The organism is Thioalkalivibrio nitratireducens DSM 14787, assembly GCF_000321415.2.
Lineage (GTDB): Bacteria > Pseudomonadota > Gammaproteobacteria > Ectothiorhodospirales > Ectothiorhodospiraceae > Thioalkalivibrio > Thioalkalivibrio nitratireducens.
In genome coordinates this window covers 1,615,144-1,641,387 of sequence record NC_019902.2, presented here as the reverse complement: position 1 = coordinate 1,641,387, position 26,244 = coordinate 1,615,144, and the positions used below count along the sequence as shown (strand labels likewise).

18 protein-coding genes are annotated in these 26,244 nt (G+C 67.6%); 4 read left to right on the top strand and 14 right to left on the bottom strand.

Annotated features, from left to right (window positions below; translation table 11 throughout):
* Nucleotides 1-7: 7 nt before the first annotated feature.
* From TVNIR_RS07735 to TVNIR_RS07685, 10 genes are all read right to left on the bottom strand, one after another.
* The gene (locus TVNIR_RS07735; RefSeq protein WP_015258437.1) at nucleotides 8-1,198 is read right to left on the bottom strand and encodes a cytochrome D1 domain-containing protein; all 1,191 of its coding nucleotides are present in this window, start codon (nucleotides 1,196-1,198) and stop codon (nucleotides 8-10) included.
* Nucleotides 1,195-1,536, bottom strand: a complete 342-nt coding sequence (locus TVNIR_RS07730; RefSeq protein ID WP_015258436.1) for a c-type cytochrome — start codon at nucleotides 1,534-1,536, stop codon at nucleotides 1,195-1,197. Before TVNIR_RS07730 ends, TVNIR_RS07735 begins: the two co-directional genes overlap by 4 nt.
* A gap of 554 nt (nucleotides 1,537-2,090) precedes the next feature.
* Nucleotides 2,091-2,633 carry a nitrous oxide reductase accessory protein NosL gene (locus TVNIR_RS07720; RefSeq protein ID WP_043739505.1) on the bottom strand — a complete coding sequence of 181 codons (543 nt, stop codon included), beginning with the start codon at nucleotides 2,631-2,633 and terminating at the stop codon, nucleotides 2,091-2,093.
* A 55-nt stretch (nucleotides 2,634-2,688) separates the two neighbouring features.
* Entirely contained in the window at nucleotides 2,689-4,584 is a 1,896-nt protein-coding gene (gene nosZ / locus TVNIR_RS07715; protein WP_015258432.1) for a TAT-dependent nitrous-oxide reductase, read from the bottom strand.
* Nucleotides 4,585-4,796: 212 nt separating this feature from the next.
* Nucleotides 4,797-5,627, bottom strand: coding sequence for an ABC transporter permease (locus TVNIR_RS07710; protein WP_015258431.1), 831 nt, complete (start codon nucleotides 5,625-5,627; stop codon nucleotides 4,797-4,799).
* Nucleotides 5,627-6,547 carry an ABC transporter ATP-binding protein gene (locus TVNIR_RS07705; protein ID WP_015258430.1) on the bottom strand — a complete coding sequence of 307 codons (921 nt, stop codon included), beginning with the start codon at nucleotides 6,545-6,547 and terminating at the stop codon, nucleotides 5,627-5,629. Before TVNIR_RS07705 ends, TVNIR_RS07710 begins: the two co-directional genes overlap by 1 nt.
* The gene (locus TVNIR_RS07700; protein WP_157092220.1) at nucleotides 6,544-7,869 is read right to left on the bottom strand and encodes a nitrous oxide reductase family maturation protein NosD; all 1,326 of its coding nucleotides are present in this window, start codon (nucleotides 7,867-7,869) and stop codon (nucleotides 6,544-6,546) included. The genes TVNIR_RS07705 and TVNIR_RS07700 overlap by 4 nt, the downstream gene beginning before the upstream one ends.
* The gene (gene nosR / locus TVNIR_RS07695; protein WP_015258428.1) at nucleotides 7,862-10,111 is read right to left on the bottom strand and encodes a transcriptional regulator NosR; all 2,250 of its coding nucleotides are present in this window, start codon (nucleotides 10,109-10,111) and stop codon (nucleotides 7,862-7,864) included. Before nosR ends, TVNIR_RS07700 begins: the two co-directional genes overlap by 8 nt.
* A 410-nt stretch (nucleotides 10,112-10,521) precedes the next feature.
* Nucleotides 10,522-11,505, bottom strand: coding sequence for an ankyrin repeat domain-containing protein (locus TVNIR_RS07690; protein ID WP_157092219.1), 984 nt, complete (start codon nucleotides 11,503-11,505; stop codon nucleotides 10,522-10,524).
* Nucleotides 11,502-12,578 carry a hypothetical protein gene (locus TVNIR_RS07685; protein ID WP_237251771.1) on the bottom strand — a complete coding sequence of 359 codons (1,077 nt, stop codon included), beginning with the start codon at nucleotides 12,576-12,578 and terminating at the stop codon, nucleotides 11,502-11,504. The genes TVNIR_RS07690 and TVNIR_RS07685 overlap by 4 nt, the downstream gene beginning before the upstream one ends.
* A gap of 409 nt (nucleotides 12,579-12,987) precedes the next feature.
* Here TVNIR_RS07685 and TVNIR_RS07680 point away from each other — a divergent pair, with 409 nt between their 5' ends.
* The 3 genes from TVNIR_RS07680 (at nucleotide 12,988) to TVNIR_RS07670 (ending at nucleotide 22,410) form a co-directional block, all read left to right on the top strand.
* Nucleotides 12,988-18,201 carry an alpha-2-macroglobulin family protein gene (locus TVNIR_RS07680; RefSeq protein WP_015258425.1) on the top strand — a complete coding sequence of 1,738 codons (5,214 nt, stop codon included), beginning with the start codon at nucleotides 12,988-12,990 and terminating at the stop codon, nucleotides 18,199-18,201.
* Nucleotides 18,202-18,218: 17 nt separating this feature from the next.
* On the top strand, nucleotides 18,219-20,384 hold the full coding sequence (gene pbpC / locus TVNIR_RS07675; RefSeq protein WP_015258424.1) for a penicillin-binding protein 1C: 2,166 nt from the start codon (nucleotides 18,219-18,221) through the stop codon (nucleotides 20,382-20,384).
* A 541-nt stretch (nucleotides 20,385-20,925) separates the two neighbouring features.
* The gene (locus tag TVNIR_RS07670) at nucleotides 20,926-22,410 is read left to right on the top strand and encodes an AAA family ATPase (RefSeq protein WP_015258423.1); all 1,485 of its coding nucleotides are present in this window, start codon (nucleotides 20,926-20,928) and stop codon (nucleotides 22,408-22,410) included.
* A 51-nt stretch (nucleotides 22,411-22,461) separates the two neighbouring features.
* On the opposite strand, the gene TVNIR_RS07665 is transcribed toward TVNIR_RS07670, so the two are convergent.
* The 4 genes from TVNIR_RS07665 to TVNIR_RS20185 form a co-directional block, all read right to left on the bottom strand.
* Entirely contained in the window at nucleotides 22,462-23,589 is a 1,128-nt protein-coding gene (locus TVNIR_RS07665; RefSeq protein ID WP_083499402.1) for an LBF_2804 family protein, read from the bottom strand.
* Nucleotides 23,590-23,849: 260 nt separating this feature from the next.
* Nucleotides 23,850-24,053 carry a hypothetical protein gene (locus tag TVNIR_RS07660; protein ID WP_015258421.1) on the bottom strand — a complete coding sequence of 68 codons (204 nt, stop codon included), beginning with the start codon at nucleotides 24,051-24,053 and terminating at the stop codon, nucleotides 23,850-23,852.
* A gap of 311 nt (nucleotides 24,054-24,364) precedes the next feature.
* Complete coding sequence (locus tag TVNIR_RS07655) at nucleotides 24,365-24,829, bottom strand: hemerythrin domain-containing protein (RefSeq protein WP_015258420.1); 465 nt, start codon at nucleotides 24,827-24,829, stop codon at nucleotides 24,365-24,367.
* Complete coding sequence (locus TVNIR_RS20185) at nucleotides 24,826-25,182, bottom strand: hypothetical protein (RefSeq protein WP_015258419.1); 357 nt, start codon at nucleotides 25,180-25,182, stop codon at nucleotides 24,826-24,828. The genes TVNIR_RS07655 and TVNIR_RS20185 overlap by 4 nt, the downstream gene beginning before the upstream one ends.
* A 598-nt stretch (nucleotides 25,183-25,780) precedes the next feature.
* On the opposite strand from TVNIR_RS20185, the gene TVNIR_RS07645 reads away from it, so the two are divergent.
* Nucleotides 25,781-26,239, top strand: a complete 459-nt coding sequence (locus tag TVNIR_RS07645; protein ID WP_015258418.1) for a hypothetical protein — start codon at nucleotides 25,781-25,783, stop codon at nucleotides 26,237-26,239.
* Nucleotides 26,240-26,244 lie beyond the last annotated feature (5 nt).

Genomic DNA, 26,244 nt, shown 5'->3' with positions numbered 1-26,244 from the left:
CGCGGTCTCAGAATCCGATCCGGTGGGCGCGGGCGGTGAAGAAGATGCCGCTGGGGCTTTGCACCTCGAGACGCGCCAGCCGCTCCAGCGAATAGGCGTCGTAGACGTGCACCTCGTTGGCGTCGCGCACCGATACCCAGATGTGCTCGCCGCGGGGCGTGAACTCCATGTGCAGCACCGCGGGCCCGGGCTCGATCGAGGCGGTGAGCTCCAGGGTATCCACTTCGATCACCTGCAGCGTGTCGTTGTCCGGGTACGCGAAATTGACCCAGACCGCGTGCTGGTCGGGGCTGGCCATCACGAAGATCGGTTGGCCGTGGACCGGGATGCGTGCGACCTCGCTCCAGTCGCGGCGATCGACCACGAGCACGGAGTGATGGCCCACGGCGGGCATGAAGGCGTAGTCGCCCGCGATGGCCCAGCCCTCCAGGTGCGGCATCTTGAATACCGGCAGCAGCTCGTCGCCGCGCCCGTAGCCCTCCATGATGCGCTGCACGCCGGCGTCGGGCTGGCGCAGGTCCAGCAGAGCCATGCCGTCCTCGCCGAACAGGCCGGCGATATAGTAGCGTCCATCGGGGGTGATCAGCGCATCGTAGGGCTGGCGACCCACGTCACGGTGGCGCGTGATGCGCGGCGAGTCGCCCTGGCTGAAGTCCGCCACCCAGATCTCGCCGGCATCGAACAGGCTGAAGACAAAACGCTGGCGCGGGGCGTCGACGAGACCCACCACCTTGGAACGCTGGCCTTCGTGATCCACCGTGGGGATGTCGGCAACGAGCGCGAGCGTCTTCGCGTCGAAGACCTTCACACCGCCCGGCTCGTAGTTGGCCACGGCCAGCAGGCGGCCGTCCTGGGAGATGGCGCCGCCGATGCTGTTGCCGGACTGGATGATGCGATGGGTGATCTCGCGCTTGAGCATGTCCACCTGGGTCAGCCCGCCGTCGCGGCCGAAGATGTAGGCATGGCGCTGGTCGCGGGAATACTTGACCGACGCATGGGAGAGGTCGCCGAGGCCGGTGATCCGCGCAAGGCTCGTACGCGAGGTGGTTTCGACAATCTGGATACTGCCGGTGGCACGCTCGACGATGACGCCCAGATCGCCCGTGCCGCGCAGGCCGTCGGACGCGCCCGCCAGCACCGCCGGGCAGATGGTCAGCAGGATCCACAGAAGCCCCGGGGACAGCCGCGTCGGTCTCATTGGATACTCCCCTCGTACAGCAGGTCCACCAGCCATCGGACCTCGTGTTCTGCCAGGATCGTTGCCCAGGGCGGCATTGGCGTTCCAGGGCGGCCATACAGGATGACGGCCACCATGGTGTCCCGGTCGCGGTCCGCCAGCGCTTCGGGTGTGATCGGTGGTCCGAGTCCGCCGCGCAGGGTCAACCCGTGGCAGGAGCCACAGTCCTGCATGAGCAGATGGCGCAGTTCGGCTTGGCGCGGTTCGCCGATGGAGGTCTCCTCGGCCACCCCTTGCGCGCCCCCGAGGACCACCATCAGGGCGAACAGCAGGGCGACAGGAACCGCAGGATTAGGCACGGCAGGCTCGCACCGCCGGGCGCGCCTCGATCCACTCGGGTGGGTGCCGGCCCGGCGTATTGTAGACACAGGAATCGTCGCTCATGTGTTCGCCAGCCTTCGTCTGCATCGGATCGCCGCCGGCACTGCCGGGCCCCTCTGCGGCCCTGACGTGAATCGCACGCCGCGCCCTCGTCATTCCCCGCTCCCGCTTGCCGGAGCTGGGTGGGAAGAGGGAACGATCACCGTGCCAGGCGACCGATTTTCGCCTTTCCGAGTGCTATGCAGCGCCATGACCGTTGCCTGAACTTCGGATCCATTATTGACTGGCGGCCACCGCGTGGTGCCTTGACCTTGATCAAGCCTTGCGCCACCGAGATCAAGCCTTGCGCCACCGACATTATCGAAACGCAACTTCGAACCATTCGCTCGACCGGTCGTGCGTGAACCCGTAGCGCGCGGTGGCATAATGAACGGGACCCGATTCCCCTGGCCGCCGCGCGTATCCGGGCACCCGTCCAGTCGAGCGGCAGGTGCCGTTCACGTCCCGGCTTCGACAAGCGCGGTGTTTCGGGTCAACCGTGTCTGCGCGGCGGGTGCGTTGCACCGCGAAGGCTGCGCAGTACATCCAGGTCGATCTCCGGGAAACGCAGCAGGCGTCCGCCGTACTCTTCGGCAAAGGTCTGGGCGGATGTTTCGGCACTGAACGAGGCCAGCGTCGGACCCATCGCGCCCATCCGGGAATGGCCGGCCACGTACCAGGCATCCTGCGCATCGACGAAGCCTTGCGGACCCGGGCCGGGCTCCTGCCAATCGCGGCCGCCCATGTCCTGAACGTGGATTTCGCGTACCCGCGCAGCCGTTTCGGGCTGCAGCAGGTACGCGAAAAGGTCCGACGTCGAGCAGAACAACAGCGGCCGTTCGCGGCGGAGTTCGTGCACCTGCCCCTTGGGCCCGGGATACTCGAGGATGGTCATGCCGCATACATGACAGAAGTCGCCACGGCCGATCTCGATCGGCAGCAGCGGGCCCGCATCCTGGGTCTCGCCGGTGCACCCGGCAGCGCTCAGGACCACCAGTCCTGCCGCGCGCAGGGTCAGGCGACGGTATCGGTTCATCTGCGTTTCTCCCTCGGGCGACACCCCCGGGCGTTCTCCCGGGGGTCGTCCCGAATCAGGCCGACTCGACCAGCATGCGTCCGGACATCTCCATGTGCAGCGCATGGCAGAACCAGCTGCAGTAGTACCAGTGCACCCCGGGTTTGTTCGCGGCGAAGGTGATCGACGCGGTCTGTTGCGGGCTGATCTCCATGTTCACGCCGTGGTTCACCAGCGCGAAGCCGTGTGCGACATCCTCGATGCGGTCGAGGTTGGTTACTGTCACCGTGACCTCGTCGCCCTGTTTCACGCTGAACTCGGTGAGACCGAAGTTCGGCGCCAGGCTGGTCATGTAGACACGGACCTTGTTGCCGTCGCGGATGACCGTGTTGTCGCGTTCGAGATCCACCCCGTCCTGGCGTGCCCGCTCCGCGGTTTCCGCGAAGAACGGGTCGTCGCGCGACCAGACGCGGGCGGGGCGCACCAGGTCCGCCCGCACCATCACCACGTCGTGCGGCTCAGGGAAGGCCGGGCCGTCATGGACCAGTTTCATCTCCTCGCCGGAGATGTCGATCAGCTGCTCGTTCTCCGGCCGCAGCGGGCCCACCGGGATGAAGCGGTCCTTCGAGAACTTGTTCAGCGCGACCAGCCACTTGCCGTCGGCCTCGACGGTCTCGGCCATGCTTGCCATGATGTGACCGATCTGATAGTGGATATCGAGCTTCTGCCGGATGTAGTTCACCTGCTCGCCGCGTGCGGCACGGAGCGCGTCGTCGATGTTCCACTTCACCACCTGGCTGTCGAGGAACACCGAGGTGTAGGCGTTCCCGCGGCCGTCGAAGGTCGTGTGTAGCGGCCCGAGGCCGACCTCGGGTTCGGCCAGCACGGTGTCGCGTGGATCGTTGAGTTTGCCCGCGAACCAATCGTCGACCTTCGACCACTCCATGATCGTTACGGTGGGCGAGAGCTTGCCCGACGCGATCACGTATTTCTTGTCCGGGCTCGAGTTCAGGCCGTGTGGACTCCGGGGCACGGGCACATAGAGCGTGTAGGCGGTGCCCCCCTCCGCGGCACCGCGACCGTCGACGACCGGAACCGGCGAATCCCCGATGGTCGTGAAGTCGCCCTCGGCAACCGCTTTCTCGATCGCGGGAACGTTGAAGAACACCGCCCAGTCGCGTTCGGGGCCCATCATCTCGGCCAGCGTTACGCCACGGCCGGAGTTGTAGCAGGTCGCGCCGACATACTTGCCGCTGTAGTCGGTGACCAGGTTGTCCATGTTGCCGTCGACCCAGACCTGCCACTTCACATCCATGGTCTCGGCATCGAGCGCGGTCATCAATGTCCAGTAGTGCTCCGGCTCGTCCAGGTGCCGCCCGTCGTTCGGCAACGGGATGATCATTTCGCCGCTGCAGAAGAGATACTCGGTACTGGGCCAGCGCTGCGGGTTGATGCCGTGGATCGCGGCGACGTTGGGGATCTCGGTGATCCTGTCCGGCTTCATGATGTCGAGCCGGATCCGGGCCACCCGGGTGTTCAGCTTGTCGTTGACGAACGCGTACCGGCCGTCGTAGGTGCCGTTCTCGTAGCTCAGATGCACGTGGTGAGTGTCGCCGTTGGTGTGCGGGCTGCCGTTCAGCACACGCTTGCTCTCGTTGGTCTTGCCCCAGCCGGTGGCGCTCTCGTGGTTGAACACGGGGATGCGCATCAGTTCGCGCTGGGACGGGATCCCGAGAATCCGGATCTCGCCCGACTGTCCGCCGCTCCAGAAGCCGTAATAGGTGTCGAGTTCGCCCGGCGCGACGTGAAACTCCAGCCCCGAGTTGCGCGCACGCGCCTGCGCCTCGCCAGCGCCAAATCCGAGCAGGCCGGACGCCAGACCTGCCCCCGCTGCACCGGCCACGGCGGTAGCCCCCAGGAACCCCCGTCGGCTTACGCCAGACTTCTTGTCCTGATCCTGTTCGTCGTTCATGGTCTCCTCCTGCGCTGCTCGCGCGCTCTTGTTGTCATATGCGGCCCGGTGCAGCGAGGCGTTCGCAGACTGCGATTCGCTCGGACTCGACCGGCCATACGGCGACGCTACGCCCATGTGTCCGCGATTCTCCTTGACCTGAATCAATTTCCCATGTCAGAAACACGGGAAGCTGGGAGGAGAGTGAGCCCGTGGAGGCCGCCAGTCGGGCGTCAGGCCCCTTGCCGGCGGAACAGCCACATTGCGAAAGCCAGCGGCAGGGCCGCCCAGGCCCCAAGCACGGCTGCGAGCAGCGCCGGGTTGAAGAGCCCGGGTGCAGCGATGTCCGTGAGTCCTGCGTGGACGCGCGCCGCCTCGAAACCCGCCAGATTGGCCATACGGAAGACATCGGTGGGATTCAGCAGCAGCAGGTAGGGGAAAATCTCCTGGCCGACCTGCCCGCCGGTGGACACCAGCAGGCCGAGCAGCGCCAGGTCGAAGATCAGCACGAACAGGAACCAGACCACCAGCGCGAGCCCGGCCGCGCGCGTCTTCTCGCGTACCGTGACGCTGATCAGGTGGGCGAACGAGACGAACACCAGGCCCAGCAGGATCGCTGACAGGATGAAGTAGCTGAAGGCCTGCCAAAGCTCATGCGCATCCACGTCCTTGGCGAGCACGGTGATGAAAATCCCTGCCAGTCCGAAGCCCACCACGGTGGAGGTCGCGATGATCAGCGCATGTCCCAGGTACTTGCCGGCCAGCAGCGCGCTGCGGCTCATTGGGTAGGTGAGGAGCAGCAACAGGGTACCCTGCTCGCGCTCGCCGACTACCGTGTCGTAGGCGAGCATCAGCGCGATCAACGGAACCAGGAACACGGCCAGGCTGGCCAGGCTGACCACGGTCGTGGCCACGGGGGTGAATCCCACCGTGCCGGTGGCAGCGGCGCCAAAGTAGCTGATGCCAACGGCGAGAGCGGCGAAAATCAGCGTGATTGCGAGTACCCAGCGGTTGCGCAGCCCGTCGCGGAATTCCTTGCCGGCGATGATCAGCGTCGCGCGCATCAGCGGTCTTCTCCCAGGCTGATATGCGCGTACAGGGTCTCGAGCGATGGATGCATCACGTCGATGTCCTCGACGCCGCTGGCACCGAGAAGCACCTCGAGGGTGCGCATCTTCGCGGTGGGCGGGCCGGAAAGCTCGGCCTCGTCCGGTTCGGTGCCCCGGATCGTGATGCCCATGCCTGTCAGCGCTTCGTCGACCTCGGGCCGGCGCCACGACCCGCGCACGCGGATGCGCAGCGGCAGTGCCGCCTGGGCGCGGAGCTCTTCCAGCGTGCCGTAGGCGAGCAGTTGCCCCTCGCGCAGGATCGCGGCCCGGTCGATGTGGGGCTCGATGCCAGGCAGCACGTGAGAGCAGAGCACAATGGTGGTGCCCTGGCGCCGGAGATCGTCCACGGTTCGGTAGAAGTCGCGGGTCGCAATCGGATCGAGGCCAACGGTCGGTTCGTCGAACAGCAGCAGCCTTGGTGCGCCGAGCAGTGCCTGCGCGAGCCCCAGGCGCTGGCGCATGCCTTTGGAATACGTGCCCACGCGGCGCTTCGCTGCGGCCTGCAGGCCTACGCGTTCCAGCAGGGTATCGCATCGCGCCGGCGGCACGCGCTTGAGCCGCGCGAAATAACGCAGGACCTCGCGACCCGTCATCTGCGGATAGAACGAAACGTTCTCCGGCAGGTAGCCCAGACGCTGGCGCAACGCGTGGGCATGGCGCCCGGTCGGCGGCTGGCCGTGGACGCGCACCTCGCCTGTGGTGGGCTTCGCGACCCCCAGGACCAGTTTCATGCAGGTCGTCTTGCCGGCGCCGTTGTGGCCGAGCAGGCCGACGACCTCGCCCTCGCGCAACGACCAGTTCATCCCGTCCAGCGCCGCCAGGCGGCCGTAACGGCGGGTCACTGCGCGGAACTCGACGGCGGGGATCGCGCTCATGCGGACTCCGGATCCCGCGGCGGGCGCATCAGCGGATGGCTGTCGCGCACCCCGGACGGGCGCAGGATCGGAAACTGCTGCTGTGCCCAGCGCAGCGTTGCCACCGCCGGACTGTTCATCAGCAATTTGGCCATCGGGTACCGCCACAGCAGTTTGTCGACGAGGTCGTTGGGTTCGTAGGGTTGGTCGCCAATCCCGTCCCCATTCAGATCCCACCCGAGGTAGTCGCTCCAGAAGTTGCCGCGGCCCTCGTGCGACCATTCCTGCTCGCGCGTACTGACGTACATGACCTGGGTGCGGTTGCGGATGAACGCATTGCCGAACATCGCGTTCTCCTCGGAACCGGCGGTCAGGTGGATGCCCACGTCGCTGTCCGCGAACACGTTGTCGCGCACCACGTTGTAATACGAGTTGTACACGAAGAACGCCTTGCCCTCGACGCCAAGCACCACGCCGTGCTCGACCTGGCTGCCGCCGGCCCAGCCGCGCACACCGGTGACGACGTTGCCGGCTACCACGCTGTCGGTCACGAAATTCAGCAGGATGCCGTAGTTCAGATCGTTCACCGAACGGTTGCCGGTGACTTCGAGCTGGCGCGACGACATCAGCGCGAGCCCGCTGCGGGTGGCGGTGGTGTGGTTGTCGATGATGCGCCCGTCATGGGCATACATGTAGTGGATGCCGAAGCGCATGTCGCGGAAGCGGTTGCCGACGAAGTCGAGGTCGCGGCTGGTATCGACATAGACGCCATCGCGGGCGTCGCGGACATCGTTGTGGGCAAAGATTCCGCCGGTCACGTTGAACAGGCGGATGCCGTCGCCGCGGTCCTGCGACTGCAGCTGCGGCTTGCCCCGGATCGTATTGCCGGTGATCCGGGCATTCTCCGAATGCCAGACCCAGACCCCGAACAGCACATTCTTCATCACCGTGTTTTCGACGCGCAGGTTGTGCGCATCGCGGTCGGCATGGATGCCGGCGTTCATCAGCGTCAGGTTCTCGCCGGAATTCTCTAGCGTCAGTTCACGTATCGTGACGTCGGGCGATTGCACGCGGACGATATCGCCCTGGCCCTGTCCGTCGAGCACGGCCCCGGGTACACCGGCCAGCGTCAGCGGACGGTCGATCACCAGCCCGCCCCGGTGCGTTCCGGCCGGCACCGTGACCGTGGCCCCTGGTTCCGCGGCGTCGATCAGCGCCTGCAGGGGAGGGGGGGCGTTCCCTTCGGCACCGGCGAACAGCGGCGGCAGCCAGAGCAGCAGCGCGATCGCCCAGCGCCACCGGTCGTGTCGCACGGACGGACCATCGGACCGGGCATCAGCCACTCGTCGTTTCCTCCGCAGACGGCTTCTCCCGGCCGCGTTTTCCGGCCATCCCGGCCTCGATGCGCTTGACCGCCTGCTCGGCGACGGGAACGCGTTCGCGGCGCTTGCGCTTTTCGACCACCGGCGGGCATTTGCGGTCGTTGTAATAGGTGACCTGGCAGTCCATGCAATAGTGGCACTCGTTCATGTTGATCTCGCCGGTCGGTTTGATCGCCTGTACCTCGCACTCGTTCGCGCAGATCTGGCACGGCCGGCCGCACTCCTTGCGTCGGCGCAGCCACTCGAACTGGCGCAGGCGCCCGCCGATCGCCAGTGCGGCACCGAGCGCGCAGAGGTACTTGCAGTAGAACTTGTGATTGAAGGCCGAGATGGCCACCAGCGCACCGGCATAGAAGACGTAGGCCCATTCGCGCTGGAAGTGCAGCACGATCGCGGTCTTGAACGGTTCCACCTCCGCCAGCCACTCGGCCTGTGCCATCGACTGCAAGGAAACGCCGAACAGCACCAGCAGGATGATGTATTTCACTGACCACAGCCGGTCGTGCACGATCGGCGGGAAATTGAACTGCGGCACCTTGAAGAAGTTGGCCACCTTGTTCACCAGCTCCTGCAGCGCGCCGAACGGGCACAGCCATCCGCAGTAGACCCCGCGGCCCCACAGGAGCAGCGTGACCGCGACGAAGCTCCAGAGGATGAACATCATCGGGTCCATCAGGAAGGTTTCCCAGCGGAAGTCACCGATCACCGCGTTGGTGAAGGTCAGCACGTTGACCACCGAGAGCTGCGCCAGCGTGTACCAGCCGATGAACACGAGAGTATAGACGAGGAAGCCGGTGCGCAGCCAGGACAGCAGCCGAGGCCGGCGCACCAGCCAGTCCTGGAAGAACAGGATCAGCGTCAACAGCAGCAGCGAGCCCCCGAGCACGGCGATGTGGAAACTGCGCTCGTGCCAGATGATCACCCAGATCGGCTGGTCCGAGAGGTCCTGCGCGGCGGCGGGAGGATCGGGACGGTCCACGTAGGCGTCGGGCAGCCGGTAATCGCCGGCGAAGACGACGTACTCGCTGAGCAGCGCGCCGACCTGGCGCACGACCAGCAACTCCGCCTGCCAGGGCCGGCCCGGGTCGAGCTCGTGCTCGGCCCGGATGATGAAGATCGCCGTCTCGCCGAATGAAGGCATGCCGTCGGCCACCAGCGCGGTGGGGCGGTGGTGGTCGAGATCCCGGAAGGTGATGCCGCGATCGTCCTGCACCAACTGAAAGCGGTCGAAGATCCCGCCGCGAACGAATCCGTGACCGCGGAAGGAATAGCGCCCATTGGCCATGATCAGCACCGCGTGCTCGCCGTCGTCCAGTTCCTCCATCAGCCAGTCGTACTGGCGTTCGCCGAGCAGGTTCCGGCCGATCGTCGGCGGGTTCAGGTGGGCGTAGTACAGGTCGATGAAGGTCTGGTCGCGTTCGTCCGGCGGAGCGGTGGCCACACCCTCGGCAGGAGTTCCGGCGAAAGCGTCGTCCGCCTCGCCGCGCGTGACCAGGAGATTCCCGATGGAACCCTCGCCGAGCAGGGACTCCCAGTCCGCCGCTGCGAAGATCTCCATGCGCACCGTGGAAGGCGGCAGGGCCGCTGCCGGATCCGGATCCACGATACCCCGGGCGATCGCGACCGCGCGGCCCGAACGCAGAATGGTCTCGTTCTGTACCAGGACCGTCACGGTCGCGCCGGTCACGCCGTCGAGCATCACGTAACCGGGCCGGGACATCGCGCCCACCCGCATCGGATCCAGTATCCGGTTGCCGGCGTACTGGGCCACGAACTCGTGCAGACGCCGCTCCGGGATGCCAGCCAGCAGAATGGGCTCGTGGTGCTCGATCACGAAGGCACCCGTGATGTTGCCCTCCAGGTCGAGGCCTACCAGGTGGTTCACCGGTTTGCCCGAGTAGGCGGCGATCGGGGCAACGTCATCGGTGTACAGCACGAAGCCCAGCAGGTCGTCACCCTGCAGGACCGCCGCCGAGGGTGGCTCACCCTCCGGTGGACCCAGCCGGTCGGCGGCTGGAAACAGCCTCAGGATCTGTGCGCGATGGGGGTGCCCCTGCAGCAGTTCAGGCGTTGCACCGGCGGAAACCGTGGCCGCCGGATCCGCTCCCCAGGCCGCCGGCGGCGATGTCAGACCGATGGAGCCGACAACGATCAGCAGCAGGCTCATCAGGGGCCAGGACAGCGCGCTTCGGTGTGGAGCCATGAGCCTTTCCATGCCGTGTTCCGGGTCAGCTATACCGCAGCACTCACGGTTCCGGCCTTGAGATAAGTCAAGCGTCAAGCGGACGATGTGCCGTGGACCGCGGGTTTCGCCCACTCGTGAGTTACCGCTGCGACGGGCTGCGGCGGATTCCCCTCCGGGTCCGGCGACCCGGGTCGTGCCACACTAACTCCGGCGATCGGCCGATCCAGGGTGAACGGGGTGGCGCCATCGCCCGAGGAGGGCGTATGGCAGTAATCGCGTGTCCCGGGTCGCGAGGGCCGGTGCTCACGCAGGTTGGATCGACAACACGGTGAAGCCGTGGCTCACAGCGGCCCTGACTGAATCCCGGTTCGTGGTCAAACGGGGCGCGAAACGAGCCGGGCCGCCGCCAGCCCCTGGTACGACCCAGGCTATTCGCCCGGTGCCGGATCCATGGCGGCCTGCAGCAGGCGCACAAGCTCAGGGTGTCCAAGGCGGCGGGCGATCGCGAGTGCCGTCTCCTCGGTCTGACCCCGCGCGGCCACATCGGCGCCGTGGTCGAGCAGCAGCGTGACCAGTTCCACCTGCCCGCGGGAGACGGCGCCATGGAGCGGCGTGCTGCCATTGCGCGTGCGGGTATTGATTTCGGCGCCCCGGTCGAGCAGCAGTGCCACGGTCTCGGCCTGTCCCTGAACCACCGCCCAGTGCAATGGGGTGGCGCCAATACGGCTGCGCTGCTCGAGATCCGCACCACGTGCCAGCAGCGTTTCGACCAGCGCCAGGTGGCCGGCCGCAGCGGCATGATGCAGCGGGGTCAGGCCCGCGCCGTTGGTCTGACTGGGGTCGGCGCCGCGTGCGATCAGGAGCTCGGCCAGGGCGACGTTACCGGCATCCGCGGCCTCGTGCAGGGGCCTGTCTCCCAGCCGGTCGAAGGGCATGCCGATTCGGCGCGGCGCGGCCGCGTCCACCCGGGCGCCATGGTCGAGCAGCAGGCGTGCCATGGTTTCGTCGCCCTTGCGCACGGCGAGGTGCAACGGCGTGGCCCCGAAGTTTCCCGATGCGAGGCCCGGATCCGCGCCCTGGTCGAGCAGCAGCCGGGCGACGTCAAGATGGCCGTACCAGATCGCGACCTCCAGCGGCGTGTCGCGATCGCCGGGCGTGCCGTTTGGATCCGCGCCCATGTTCAGCAGTCGGTTCACCAGGGCCGGATCCCCCCGTGCAACCGCCGCGCGCAGCGGTATCGTGACCGTCTCGGGCTCCTCGTCCCGGAACCCGAACCAGCTGCGCCAGTCGCGTACCATTTCTTCCAGATCCCGCAGCGGCGAGTCGGATCCGGAAGCGACGGCGGGTCCGGCGGCGCCCCAGCCAACGGCCAATCCGAGCCCGATCGCCAGCACTCGCGCCGCGGGGCTCACGGTACGGCCCTGCGGGAGGCCTCGCGCTCCCGCTCCTGCAGCCAGCGATCGATCTGCTCGCGCAGGACCACGGAGGTCTCGTCGTCCTCGCGCAGTGCCTGGACGAAATCGACGAAGTACTGACAACCCGGTACGCCGGGCGGTGTGTCCGGGTAGTGTGCATAGAGGATGATACGGTTGGTCATGAACTCGAAGGTCCGGTCGAAGTTGCAGTGCCGACGTTCCACGTCCGTGGCGATCATCCGGGTCAGCGACCGGACGACGGCCAGCGGACGGGGGTCGGTTTCGGCCAGCGCCCAGAGCCGGTTGGTCTCGTCGCTGTCCACGATGAACTGATAATACTGCCAAAGGCGCGCCACCCGCACGGCCGTGGTGTCGTCCGCTTCCAGCTGCATCTCGGCCAGCAGGTCATACACATCGTCGAGTGGAGTGTCGCGGGTCACGCCCAGCCGGGTCAGGATGCGAACGATCTGTGTGGTGCAGACGTCCCAGGCGGGCACGGCCTCGACCTCGCGGTAGTCCGGCTCTCGTTCGCGCACCTCGTCGAGGTAAAGCCCCTGCACGAAATACGCGAGGGCCTCGTTGACCTTGGTGTCCGAGCGGTAGATCGGGAATCGCCCGGTCAGGTACAGGTGGTGGGCGATCGCGTGTATCCCCTCGTGAACCAGGAAGCTGGCGGCGGTGTAGCTGCGGTTGCGGGCCTCCCGGTCGGCGGCATCGAGTCCGGCGAGGAGCGATGCGTTCAGGTGCAGCTGCCCTGTCTCGAAATACGCGGCGGCCGGGCCGCCTTCGCGGGCGACCTCGAAGAACTCCAGGGACCCTCCATCCGGACCCGTTCCCTCCAGCCGGTAGCGGCGCAGGTGGGCCGCGACCATCGCGCCGATACCGGTTTGCTCCAGGATCCCGAACAGCGTCTCCAGGCGTTCGGGATCGAGCGGCTGCGGCCGTTCGCTCCCGACGCCCCCGACCAGAAACCGGCACTGGTCGAACTCCGGCAGCACGGACACTCCGCTATCCGCGCGGGAACCGCCGGCGCCGGCCAGCAACGCCAGTGCCAGGATCCAACCGATCATGCCACTGCCGCGCGGATTCATGGCCCAGCCGACGCGGGTCTGTGGCCACCTTGCCGTGGCCGGTTCTGCCGCCGTTCGCTCGTCTGGCACCTGGCTCTCCCGCCACCCGGGGCCCGCGTGGCCCGGGTGCCTGCATCTATGTCCCTGTCGGCGGACTCTAGGGCAACACGCGGTCGAAGGCCACACCTGCGCACCGGATTCTTTACGTTCACGCGCAAACCGCGGCCACCGGCGTGCCGTCCGGCGTATTCCCCGCACCGACGGTCTAGAGTTGACGATGAAGACCGCACCGGCCACGCTCGCCGTGCGTACAGGGCAGGCACAGGGACGTGGCACGCCACCACGGTCTCCGGTGTGCCGGCCGGATCGTTCATGCTGACCCGGCATATCCCGGGATTCGAGGTTCGTGATGCCATGGTTGCGCCGCTTTGCGATGGCCCTGATCGTGCTGTTCCCGGTGATCCCCGTGTCGGCGCAGGATCTGCCGCAGGCACTGCTACAGGCGGGGGATGCGTACTGGCAGGTACTGGAGGCCCGGGACACCCCGGCACTCGATGCCACGGCCAGCCTGCAGTTGGCCGAGACCGCATCGATTGTCTCCGGGCTCGGCGAGTGCCGGCAGGCGCTGACCCTGCGCAGGCTGGTGCTGGGGCCGGACTCGGGTTTCGCGGACTGGAGTGCCCAGGCGCGGGACGCGCATTGCGCCCGCGACTGGCGAGAATCCGTGGGCGCGGCCTACCGGGCGTACACGGCCGCCCGGAGCGACCTGGAGCGATTCCGGGCCTTGCGGCTGCTGGGCAGCGCCGTGGTGCAGGACTGGCGGTTCGACAACGCCGCCGCGCTGGCGGTGTACCGCGCCGCGAGCCGCTACGGGAGCGATCGGCATCTCCGGACCGAGATCGCCCGGTTGACCGAGGATCAGCGACAGGCACGGGCGCTGCGCCTGGAGGCGATCGAAGTCCGCGACGCGGGTGAGGAACCCAGCCTGTGCCTGCGTTTCAATCACTCGATGCCCACGCCCGGTGAACGCGCCTACCAGGATTTCTTCCGCACGGAGCCCCGGATCCCGGCTCGCTTCCGGCAGGGGGACACGAACGAGATCTGCATCGACGGGGGCGAGTTCGATCGCCACTATCAGGTGACGGTGCTGGAGGGCCTGACCGACACCGAGGGCCGTTCGCTGCACGCCACTCGGCAGGAGCGGGTGCATGTGGGACCACGCAGTGCATCGCTGCGTTTCCAGAGTCACCTCTACGTCCTGCCCCGCGGCAGCACCGGCGTGCCGCTGCATGCAGTCAATGTCGACGCGGTGGAACTGGCGCTGTACCGCATCGATGAACGCAACCTGCTGGCGCCGGAGGTGCGCGAACTCTTCGGCACCGATCTGAGTTCCTGGAGCGAATCGCGTATCGCGGACGAACTGGGCGCAAGGGTCTGGAGCGGCCAGGGCGAATGGACGGTGGAGCCGAATCGCGAACAGCGCGTCCTGCTGCCGCTGGTCGACGATCTGCAGGCGCACACCGGCATCTATGTAGTGACCGCCCGGGTGCAGTCGGATGCGGCCGACGAATACCCGGGACCGCCGCGGGCGAGTCAATGGCTGGTGGTCTCGGACCTCGGCATCACCACCTACCAGGGACGCGACGGCCTCACCGTCGGGGTGCGCGGGCTGGGCGATGCGCGGCCCCGCAGCGGCGTGCGCCTGCAGCTGCTGGCGCGCAACAATACCCGGCTTGCCGAGACCCGGACCGACCGGCGCGGTTTTGCACAGTTTTCCGGAGACGTCCTACGCGGACAGGGAGGCCTCGAGCCGGTGCTGCTGTTTGCGCTGAACGACGACGGCGATTTCAACTTCCTCGATGTCAGCCGCAGCCCGTTCGACCTGAGCGATCGCGGCGTGAGCGGGCGCGCGCATCCCGGTCCGCTGGATGCCTACCTGCACACCGAGCGCGGGGTCTATCGGCCAGGGGAATCGGTGCATCTGGGGCTGCTGCTGCGGGACGATTCCGGCCGTGCGGCACCGCCGGTGCCACTGACGCTGCGGCTGCTTCGCCCCGACGATACGCTAGCCTGGGAAGAGCTCGTTCATCCGGAAGCCGCCGGCGGACTGTCCAGCACGTTGCGCCTGCCCGCCGGCGCACGCACCGGACGCTGGACGCTGCTGGCCCATGTCGACCCCGATGCCGCCCCGGTAGGCCAGACCTCGTTCCAGGTGCAGGCGATCCTGCCGCCCCGGCTCGAGGCCCGTTTCGATGCGCTGCCCGACGCGCCGCTGCCGGTCGAGCGACCGGTAGAGCTGGAACTGCAGGCCGATTACCTGTTCGGCGCCCCGGCGGCCGATCTGGAGGTGCGTTCGGAACTCCGCATTGCGGTCGACCCGAATCCGTTCGATGCCTTCCCCGGGTTCCGCTTCGGACCGTTGGGCGGCGAGGGGGCAGGGGTGGTACTGCCCCTTGACGACGCCCGGACCGATGCAACCGGGCGCGCGCGCCTGGCATTGTCGATCGACCGGTTGCCTGACCCGCGGGCCCCGCTGCGGGCGGAGCTGCGCAGCGAGGTGGTGGACGTCGACGGGCGGGTCGTGACCGCGACGGCGTCCCGGCTGGTCGATACCGGCGAACGGCTGCTGGGCGTGCGCGTGCCGGGGGATCCGGGGCCCGAAGGTCACGTGCTGCTGAACGAGGGTGCACAGGCCCGGTTCGAAATCGTCGCCGTGAATGCACGCGGCGAACTTCTGGACGCGGCCGGGCTCGAGTACCGCCTGGTGGAGGAACGCATCCATTACCAGTGGTACCAGGAGTCGGGCCGCTGGCAGTACCGGCGCGAGATCCGCGAGCGGGACCGGGGACAGGGCCGGCTCGATGTGACTGGCCGGGAGCCGGCGGCGCTGGCCTTCGCGCTCGACTGGGGCCGTTATCGCCTGGACCTGCAGGATCCCGATACCGGGGCCAGAGCCAGCGCCCGCGTTCAGCTCGGATGGGGCGGTGCGCCCGGGCCCGACGATCCCCCGGACCGGCTGCAGGTGCAGCATGATCGCCCGGCCTATCGGCCCGGCACCGAAGCCGTGCTGTCGATCGAGGGCAACTTCGACGGACCGGGGCAGGTGGTGATCGCGGGCGACCGGGTGTTGGAAATCCTGCCCTTCTGGCTGGAAGAAGGGCAGGGGCATGTGGAGATTCCGGTGGACGCCGATTGGGGCGCAGGCGCGTATGCGCTGGTCACGGTATTCCGGCCCGAGGATGCGCGGGCCGGACTCGGGCCGCGCCGCGCGATTGGCGTCGCCTGGCTGGGCCTGGATCCCGATCCGGCCACCCTTGCGGTGAACCTGAACGCACCCGAGCGGCTGCGGCCGCTGCAGACCCTGGAGGTCGGTGTGGAGATCCCGGACCACCGTGCCGGCGAGCCGGTGTTTCTGACCGTGTCGGCGGTCGACGACGGCCTGCTCCAACTGACGGGCCACCCGCCGCCACGGCCAATCGATCATTTCTTCGGACAGCGCCGGCTCGGGCTGGACATCCGGGATCTCTACGGCCGACTGCTGGACGGCCGTACCGGCCAACCCGGCCGAATCGGTACCGGGGCCGGTGTCTTCGAGCCCGACGCCTCGCTGGAACCCCCGGTCACGATGCTGTCGTTGTTTTCCGGGGTCGTGGCGCTGGACGCCGAGGGCCGGGGCGTGGTGCGTTTCGACCTCCCGGAATTCGAGGGGCGCGTGCGCCTGAACGCGGTCGCCTGGTCGTCGCGGCGCATGGGGCATGCAAGCCGGCCCGTGACCGTGCGTGACCCGGTGGTCCTGCAAACCGCCATGCCACGCTTCCTGGCGGAAGGCGACCGGGGTACCGCGACCGTGACGCTGTTCAACGCAGAGGGCCCGGATGGGGGCTATCGGCTGCGCTGGCATCAGCGCAAAGCGCTGGCGGGCCTGGACGGCAGCCGGACCCTCACGCTGGACCGGGGCCGGCGGCAGGTGGTCACGCTGCCGCTGCAGGGCGAACGCCAGGGCCACGGGGAACTGCTGCTGGAACTGGAAGGCCCGGAAGGACTGTCGGTCGAGCGGCGGCTGGAACTGGCGGTACGCCCGGCGTTCGCGCGCCGGGACATCCGCGAGGCTGGACGGCTGGAACCGGACGGCACGCGGCTGCTGGGCGGCGCCGCGGTGGCCGGTCTGATCCCGGAAACGCTGTCGTCGCAGATCACGCTCGATTCCCGGCCGCAGTGGGACGTGGCCGGCTTGGTCCGGCAGCTCGACCTGTACCCCTACGGCTGCCTGGAACAGGTGGCCAGTGCCGCCTTCCCGCTGCTGGATCTGCCCGGCCTGCTGGACGACCCCGGCGCGCAGGCACCGGATCCGCAACGCGTGCCCGACGCGGTCACCCGGATCCTTGAGATGCAGCTCGACAACGGTGGATTCACGCTCTGGGGCGGTTCGGGTGAGCCCGACGTCTGGGTCTCGGTCTACGCGATCGATTTTCTCGGCGAGGCGCGCCGCCAGGGTGTCGAGGTGCCGGATTTCGCCTGGGAACGCGGCCTGCACTGGCTCCGGGCGCTGGTGGAATTGCCCGAGACCCGCGACGCCCGCCGGATCGTTGCCCAGAGCTACGGGCTCTACGTGCTGGCGCGCAACGGGGCGGCGCGCTCCGAGACCGCGCGTTACCTGCTCGACGTGGTTGGCGAGCGCCTGCCCAGCGGCCTCGCGGCTGGGCACTTGGGGGCGGCTCTGGCACTCGATGGCGACGAGGCCCGGGCGCAGAAGGCGTTCGGGCTCACGGAGCGCCTGCGGCGCGCCCCGGATCTGGCCGACTATGGCTCGGCGCTGCGTGACCGGGCGGAGGTGCTGCGCCTCGCCGCGGCGCATGCACCCGAAGCGCTGGACCTGGGGACGCATGCCGAGGCTCTGGCGACCGCCTTTACCGAGGAGCGCTGGCTGTCGACGCAGGAACAGGCCGCCCTGGTCCGGGCGGCGGCAGTCGTCTCCGCCGACGGGCGCGAACTGAATCTGACCTTCGATCAGCGCCGCCACCAGGCCATCGAGGGTCCGTTGCTGCTGCAGCCCGACTCCGGCGCGCTGCGCGAAGGCGTGACTCTGCACAATCTTTCCGGTGATCCGCTGTGGTACGCACTACTGGCCAGCGGACATCCGCGGCAACCGCCGCCGGTCGAGGTTCGGGGGCTGCGTATCGAACGCCAGATTTTCACACTCGATGGCGAAACGCTCGGCCGGGACGCAGTCGAACAGGGAACGGTGCTGGTGGTCGTGCTCGAAGGCGAGGCGGTGGGCCACGCGGTCGACGAATACCGGCGGCTTCAGTTGCTGGTCGCGGATCCGATTCCAGCCGGGTTGGAAGCGGACTCGCCGGGGCTGGAGGGCAGCCGGACGCTCGACGGACTGGACTGGCTCGGCGAGGTCAGTCCGACGCTGTACAACGATGCACTGGACGACCGCTTCGTCGCCGCGCTCGATCTGGAGCTCGGTACGGCACACCGCTTCCGGGTGGCGTACATTGCCCGGGCCGTGACCCCGGGCGCCTACCGGATGGGCCCGAGCTTCGTGGAGGACATGTACAAGCCCTACCTGCAGGGACGCGGCGCAAGCGGGTGGCTGCACGTCCGGGCGCGCCCCTGAATCGGGCGGGTGCCGGCGTGCCCCTCGCCCAGCTGCCACACCACCCCGGTCCGCTTCTGCTGGCCGCTGCGGCGATCGCCCTGCTGGCAATCACCGGGACGTTGACGGTCCTCGACCGGCTGTGGCCGCCGCCGACGGGTGCGGCGCTCGAGTACTCGGTGCAGGTGCTTGCCGACGACGGCCGCATCCTGCGCCTGTACACCACCCCGGATGGCTACTGGCGGCTGCCCGTGAATCTCGAGGCGATCGATCCGCGCTTCGTCGAGCGCCTGATCGCGGTAGAAGATCAGCGCTTCCACGGTCATCCCGGCGTCGACCCGCTGGCCCTGGCTCGAGCGGTGGTTCAGGCCGTGCGGCAGGGCAGGGTGGTGTCGGGCGGGTCGACGCTGTCGATGCAGGTGGTGCGCCTGCTGGAACCCCGTCCGCGGCGGGTTTCCAGCAAGCTGATCGAATTGTTCCGCGCCTGGCAGATCGAGCGGCGTCTGAGCAAGGACGAAATCCTGGCGCTGTACCTCACACTGGCGCCGTACGGCGGCAACCTTCAGGGGCTGCCGGCGGCGAGCCTGTTCTATTTCGGCAAGGCACCCCGCTTCCTGACGCTGGAGGAGACCGCGCTGCTGATCGCGCTGCCGCAGGCGCCCGAGGCGCGCCGCCCCGACCGGAACCCGCAGCACGCCACCGCCGCGCGCGACCGACTGCTGCGAGGCTGGGCGGCCGACGATCGGATCGACGCGCCTTCCCTACAGGCTGCGCTGCGGGCGCCGGTGCCGGAGTCGCGGCTGCCAGCGCCGCGCCATGCCCCCCACCTTGCCGACCGCCTGCGCGGTCACGCCGATGCGCGGGGACGGGTGACGACCTTCCTCGACGCGGAACTGCAGCAGCGGCTGGAACGCCGGCTCGCCCGCGAGCAGTTGCAGCTGGCGCAGGGGCAGACCAGTGCCGCGCTGGTCGTGGAACACGGAACGGGCCGGGTGCGGGCCTGGGTGGGGTCGGGCGATTACTTCGGGCAGGGCTTTCCCGGGCAGGTAGACATGGTCAGCGCGCTGCGCTCGCCCGGTTCGCTGTTGAAACCGCTGATCTACGGGCTGGCATTCGACCAGGACGTCGCCCATCCGCAGACCCTCGTCGTGGATCGCGCCACGCCACGGCAGGCCTGGTCTCCGCGCAACTTCGACCGCCTCGAGCAGGGAGAGATGACGCTGGCAGAGGCATTGATGCAATCGCGGAACATCCCCGCGGTGCGCGTGCTCGATCGGGTGGGCCCGGACCGCCTGCTGGCTTCGCTGCACGAACTGGGGGTGGCCGCGGTGATACCGGGCAGCCGCCGGCCGGGACTGGCAGTGGGCCTTGGAGGGATCGGGCTGGACATGCGGGACATCGCCACGCTGTACGGGGCGATCGGCCAGCAGGGCATCGGCCTGCGCCCGCAGGTATCGACCGGAGATGGCGCCGCCGACGGCGCCCGACTGCTGTCCGGCTCGGCGGCCTGGCAGGTGGCCCGCATCCTGCTGGAGACCGCACTACCCGAGGCCCGCTGGGGTAGCGGGCGCCCGATCGCGCTCAAGACCGGGACTTCATTCGGTTATCGCGACGCCTGGGCCGTGGGGGTCGACGACACGCATACCGCGATCGTCTGGGTCGGCCGCCCGGACGGGGGCTACACAGCGGGGCTGACGGGCCTGACGGCCGCGGTGCCCCTGCTGCTCGATGTTTTCACACTGCTGCCCGACGCCGATCCGCACTGGCCCGGGCCACCCCCCGACGGCACCCTGCTGGCGCGCACCGGCGATCTGCCCACGCACTTGCAGCGGCTGGAGGCCCGTGATCGGCTCTCGGCCCCTCCAGCACCGGGACCGCGATTCGCGTTCCCGGCCGATGCGACCACGCTCGCATGGAACCCGGCCGAACCCGAAATCCTGCTCGACGTGCGCGGCGGGCAGCCCCCACTGAACTGGCTGGTAGACGGCCGGCCGACGCGGATCGCGGCACAGGGCCGGCAGCACCTCTGGCGACCCGAGCGGCCCGGCGCATACCGGGTGACCGCGCTGGACGCCCGGGGCCGGGCGGCCAGCGTGCGCATCGATCTGCGCACGAACGCTGGCAGCCCGGGGTACCCGGACACGATGGACCGCGGAACTCCGCTCGGGGTCAGGAGGCCGGATGGCGAAGCGCAGCGCTGGTGACCCGCACACGGTCCGATGGATTCAGCATTGCATCACCGGTCTGTACTGCCCGGGGCGCCGGAAACATGGCAAGCTAACGCGATATAAGGGAAGTTCGGTGCCTATGGGGCCCAGCCGGGTGCGCCGCAGCAACACGGGCAAGTGCGGGAACAGCCGACCTATTTCTAGCTTGCCCGACGCAGCGCCGTTGTGTCTGGCGAAGCGATCTGGTGGTGATCTTCCCGCATGGCCCACTAGGGAAACGCTGAACAAGGGGCCCTGTCATTGCGAGCGAAGCGCGGCACTAATGCGCGTAGCGCATTGCACAGCCGAAGGCTGGCCCGCAGGGTGAGCGCAGCGAATAATTCAAGCGGCGCTAACGAAATCATTGCCTTATGGATCGCCACGTCCCGCCACGCTGCGCTCACGGCTAAAGGCTTCGCTCCTCGCGATGACGAATTTGTCAGCGCTTCCCTAGGCGCCGTTGCGCCGGGTCGGTGTTCAAACGCTGCCGAGCCACCCACGCTCCCCTCCACACTCGACGACAGCCCGGAGCTCCGCGATGAATGCCGTGATTACCCGTATCGAAAAGGCCCTCGACGGCGGCCAGCCGCTGATCTATGTGCGCTGCCTGGAGGAGGACCGCCTGGAACAAATGCTGCAGCGGCTTTCCACCGAACGCTTCGGGGATCCGCGGCCGGTGATCGTCTGGAGCCTGACCCACGGTTTTCTGGAACAGGGCAAGGAGAGCGGTTCGGGACGGGATCCGGGGCAGGCCTTGCGCGAGATCCTGCGCGGACCACGGGAGGGCTTTTATCTGCTGAAGGATTTCCCGCTGCTGTTCGAGGGCCGGCCCGAACTGGTGCGCGGGTTGCGGGATCTCTACCAGTCGCTCGCCGGCTGCAAGACCTGCGTGTTCCTCTCCTCGCCCGGGTGGCAGATTCCTGAACCGCTGTCCCGGCAGCTGTTCACGGTGGAACTCGGGCCACCCGACGAGGACGAGATCCGGGCAGAAGTGCAGCAGGCACTCGAACACGCCGGAGCAGCCGCCGGCTCAGAGGCCTGGCTCGAACAGATGACCACATCGTTCAGGGGCATGATGCGCAGCGAGATCCGCCACCTGCTGCGGCGCCTGGTGGCGGAACAGAAACTGGCGGGCGAGGCTGCGCTGGCCGAGATCCGCACGGAGAAGGCGGCGCTGCTGATGCGCGAGGCCTGCCTGAAGTACATCCCCGATACCGTCGAGATCAGCCATGTGGGCGGCCTGCAGAACCTGAAGGAATGGGTGCTTACGCGGCGTCCGTTCTTTACCGGGACCCATCCGGAGAGCCGTGTAACACCGCCCTCGGGGATCCTGTTCATGGGTGTCAGCGGATGCGGGAAGAGTATGGCGGCCAAGGTGATCGCCAGCGCCTGGGCCCTGCCGCTGGTGCGCCTGGACATGAACTTGGTGCTTTCGGGTGCGTTCGGGTCACCTGAGTATGCGTTCGATCATGCGCTGAGGGTGGTCGAGGAGATCGCGCCGCTGGTGCTCTGGATCGACGAAATGGAGAACGCCTTCGGCTACGAGTCGGAGTCGCGTCGTGGGAACAATCCCAACATCTTCTCCAGCTTCCTGACCTGGATGCAGGAGAAACCACCCGGAGTGTTCGTCGTGGCCACCGCGAACCGGATCGAACTGCTGCCGGCGGAAGTCATCCGCAAGGGGCGGTTCGACCAGCTGTTCTTCCTGGATCTGCCGACGGCGGAGGAACGCATCGGCATCATCGAGATCCAGCTGCGCGCGGCCGGTGCCGATCCCGCAAGATTCAACCTCAACACGCTGGCGGCGCTGACCAAGAGCTGGAGTGGGGCCGAGATCGAACAGGCCATCAAGGCGGCGGTCGTGCACGCCTGGGAGGAGAACCGCCCGTTCAACGAGCGGGACATGCTGTGGAGCGCGTCGCGCATCGTTCCCCTCTCGCGCACGATGTCCGAACAGATCAAGCACCTTCGGTCATGGTCGCAGGATCGAGCCACCCCCGCATCGCCCAAGGGCTCGCCGTGAGCGGGACGCCGGCCAGCCAGTGCGAGTGCGGCGATGCCGCACCGCGGCCGTTCACCCTTCTTTTCTGAGCGGGCCGATGCCCTGGCCCTGGAAGAAATCGTGGTAGACCGCAGCCGTGGACCGGGCGTCGTATCGGCGCCCGCAGGCAGCGTGGAGGCTCTTGAGGAAGCGCTTCTGTGCCCGGCGGGCCCGGCCGTCCAGGATCGTGGTGACCGTGATCAGGGCCAGCAGAAGATCCTGTACCTCAGTTGCCAGGTCGGCCACCGCATCGCGATGGGAACCCCAGTCGAGCGTGAGCGAGTCCGGGGTGATCGCCAGCTCCCGGAACAGTCGCCCCAGCAGGAGCTGGAGGTTGGGATGCGCGGTGCCACCCGACTGGATGGCCTCTGCCACCGCTTCCAGAAACAGGCGCCGCGTGGGCTCGTCGAGCTGCGTGCGCTCGGCCTGCAGGCGCTGCCCGAGCTCCTCCACGGCCAGCGGCCCGGCGGCGCGGACACGGCTCGCGCGCATCACCCAGCCGATGATGATCGCGTTCCAGATCGCGTAGATCAGAATCGCGATCAGCGGAATGAAAGCCCGTACCGCGGCCCGGGCCAGCACCCGGCGCAGCAGTACCCGGGCAATGAAACTGGTCGCGCCGATCTTCAGCCGGTACAGGATCGCGTAGCCCACCAGCCGCCACCGGGGTACGCGCGCGTAGGGATCGATGCCGTAGATGGGTTCACGCGGATCCGGCAGATCCAACGCAGAGCGTGACAGGCCGATCGCGATCACCTGGTCGATCTCCTGTTCCGAGAGACGAAGTCCGGCGATGGAAGTGATCCGCGCGACCCGCCGCAGCACCACCCAGTACAGAAACAGGATCTCGACGACGCTGACCAGGACCGAGCCTGCGAGGAAGATGATCCAGTACTCGATCCAGCGGCCCCAGGATTCGGAGGCGTCGGGCATGGTGAAGTTCAGCCAGACCTCGAGCCCCCCGATCAGCGCACCCGAGATCATCCCGGAGAGCGCGGCGAGCAGCACCGCGGAACGTTCGAGGCGGCGGATCTGCACCAGTTCCTGCGCGGGCCAGCGATGCACCTCGGGCTGGTCGCGGCCGTTCTGCCGGCGCAGGATCGATACCGCGATCCGTTCGATCAGATTCAGTTCGGGCTTCTGCGACTGCGCCGATTCCATCGGCCGACTCCTCGTATCCCAACCCGGCAGACCGTAGTCGGCGACCACCGGGGTTTCAATGGCGCGGTAAGAACAAGGAGCCCGCTGTACTCCCGGCGGCTCCGGTCACGGTCCGCAGCCGCCGAGGAACCAAGCCGGGAATTCGGCCCGGTAGCGGTGCTTCTCATCCTGCCACAGTCGGAGAACACGGTTCACCTGGCCCCGACGCGGACCCGGGGCGCCGAGTACGCGGGCGGCGGCAACCGGGGCGCGCGTGTACCTCAGGGGCTTATCGGTTCGAACAGCCCCTCGCCGACTCCACCGGTCGCCGGCACGAAGACGACGCTGGCGGTGATGTGGTGGGGCGTGTACAGCGTGGTGCGAATCAGCCAGCCCTTGCCGGGTACCAGCGCCTGCTCGGTCATCGTGCGGATGTGCGTGGTATCGTCGAACCCGTCCTCGATCAATTCATATTCAAGCTTCATCGGCTTTTCCTCCCCGTTGGCAACTGCCTGTTCCCCCGGTGACAATAGTCCAAGAACGCCCGGGGGGGAATGAAGCGCACCCCGCGCAATATCGACCACACCACGCTACCGTGGAGTGGGACGATCGAGGGAAGGTGGTGCGTGGGCATGGTCCGGCTGCCCGCGTTGGTGGTTCGCGTTGGCCATTCGCTGTGCCCGGGGCAGCCGATCCGCGCACAGCCCCGGCCGCATTCGGACCCGGCGTCCGGGTTGCTGGCAGCGGGGCAGGGCGCGTGCCGCGGGCGTTGTCCCGTGAGGCGGCAACCTCGCGTTCAGGAACGGCGCTGTACCGGAGCCGCGGGCAGAGGCACAAAGGCCATCACGGCATCGAGCTGTTCCGGGGTGAAGTGCGATTCCACCAGCGGCAGCAGGCGTTCGTCCTCGACCCGGGTGTGTTCGCGCAGTACATCGGCGAACGCCGCGAGATCCCGCGCGGCCGTCTCGGGCCGGAGGTTGGCGGCAACCATCCGCAGGAATCCGTGCTCCTTGCCGAGTTGCGCGAACAGCGCGAAGTTCGCGCGGTCGTGCTGCAGCAGCGGTCCGAACAGGGTCTGCTCCTCCTGCTGCAGATGGGCCTCCAGTTCCTGCTCGTAGTAATCCAGAACCAGCTGGATTCCCTGCGCCAGGCTTTCCGCGCTGCCCTCGGCAACCAGGCCAGCAATCCGGTCGGCGAACGCGAGGCTCTCCGCGTGCTCCCTGTACAGCTTTTCCAGCTGCGGGCTGCGCCTAGCGGTCATCGGGGGCTCTCCCGGGTATCCGGGGGCATAAGGGCAGGATCAGGGAAACCTTGTTCATGGTCGTTTCCTGTGAGAGTTTCAGGCATGACGGTGCCAGGGTGATCGCGGTGTCTGCAACGACGGGCTGACCCTGACCGGACGCGCTTGATCACGACCTCGCCGTTGTGACGCTTCAGCACCTCTTGTGCCTGCTTGATGCCGATCCGGACATAGGCCGCGTCGTGAATGCAGGCACCGGCGAAGATCAGCACCGGTCGGATACACATATCGCCGAACAGGCGGTGGTCCCGCGTCTTGTACAGGGACACGTAAGCAATATCGACCGGGTTCGCACGCGGGAACAGCCGATACACCAGCAGTTCGTCCCGAATCCAGCCGCGCGGGAATAGTTCCGGATCTCCGTTCCGACCCGCGAGTTGACCCTCGAAAACCCCTGCCGGGCGACGATCCGTTCGCGTATCCGGTGCGCCTGTTGCCGGGATCGAAAGCACTGGTATCGAAAGACAGCGTCGCCAAACAGCCTCTTCGAACGCTTCCTGTAGGGGACGGTCGGCATGTCGCGGGGAGCCAACCCCTGGGCGCCCGTGCACACGGTCACCGCTCATGATCAGCCCGGGTGGGGTTTGAGGATGGTCCCTTCGGGGGTTTGAACCGACGCGCCCGTCGGAGGAAACCTCTGGTTACCAAGCCAAGAGACGTTCATAGTGTGCCATGTTCCGCTGTCCGATCCGAGGTTTTTGCGTTTCTTGGCCCGCATTGACGAGACATTCAAGGCCCTGCGAGGGCAGCGGCGGCGGGCCGCTGCCCTCGGGGGGGCTGCGCGGTGCCGCATTCGAGAGGTCCTGTCGGCGGCGTTGCTTCTTGCCTGTCCGGGGCATAGGGTAAGGATCGTGGTTCGCCCGGCACCCGGTTGGGCGAAACGCCTTTGTTCCTTCCTGTGGAGGCGACGCTGTGAAGAACGCTCCCGTGATTCTTGTGACAGGCGCGCTGGCGTTTGCGCTTGCTCCGTTGCACGCTGAAGAAGTGACCTACATCGAACATGTGCAGCCGCTGTTTGAGGCTCAGTGCGCAGGTTGCCACGGGGTGAACGCCCCGTACGTCGGCGATTTCGACCAGGACGAGGACCATTATGTCGAAATGGGGATCGGTCCGCGAATGGATTCCTACGCCGATCTGATCATGTTCGTGGTCTATCCCGATACCGGGGCCCTGATGCGCCGGCTGGACGACGGCAGTAGCCATCCCGAGGGCAAGCCCGGCAACATGTACGAACACCTGGGCGCCGACGGTGACGAGCGGCAGCGCAATCTCGCGGTGTTCAAGGCCTGGGTGGGCGACGATGCGTGGAACCTCGAGCGCTGGGGCGACATCACCAAGCAGCAGTTGGACCGGCTCGAACTGGCCTACTGAGGTTC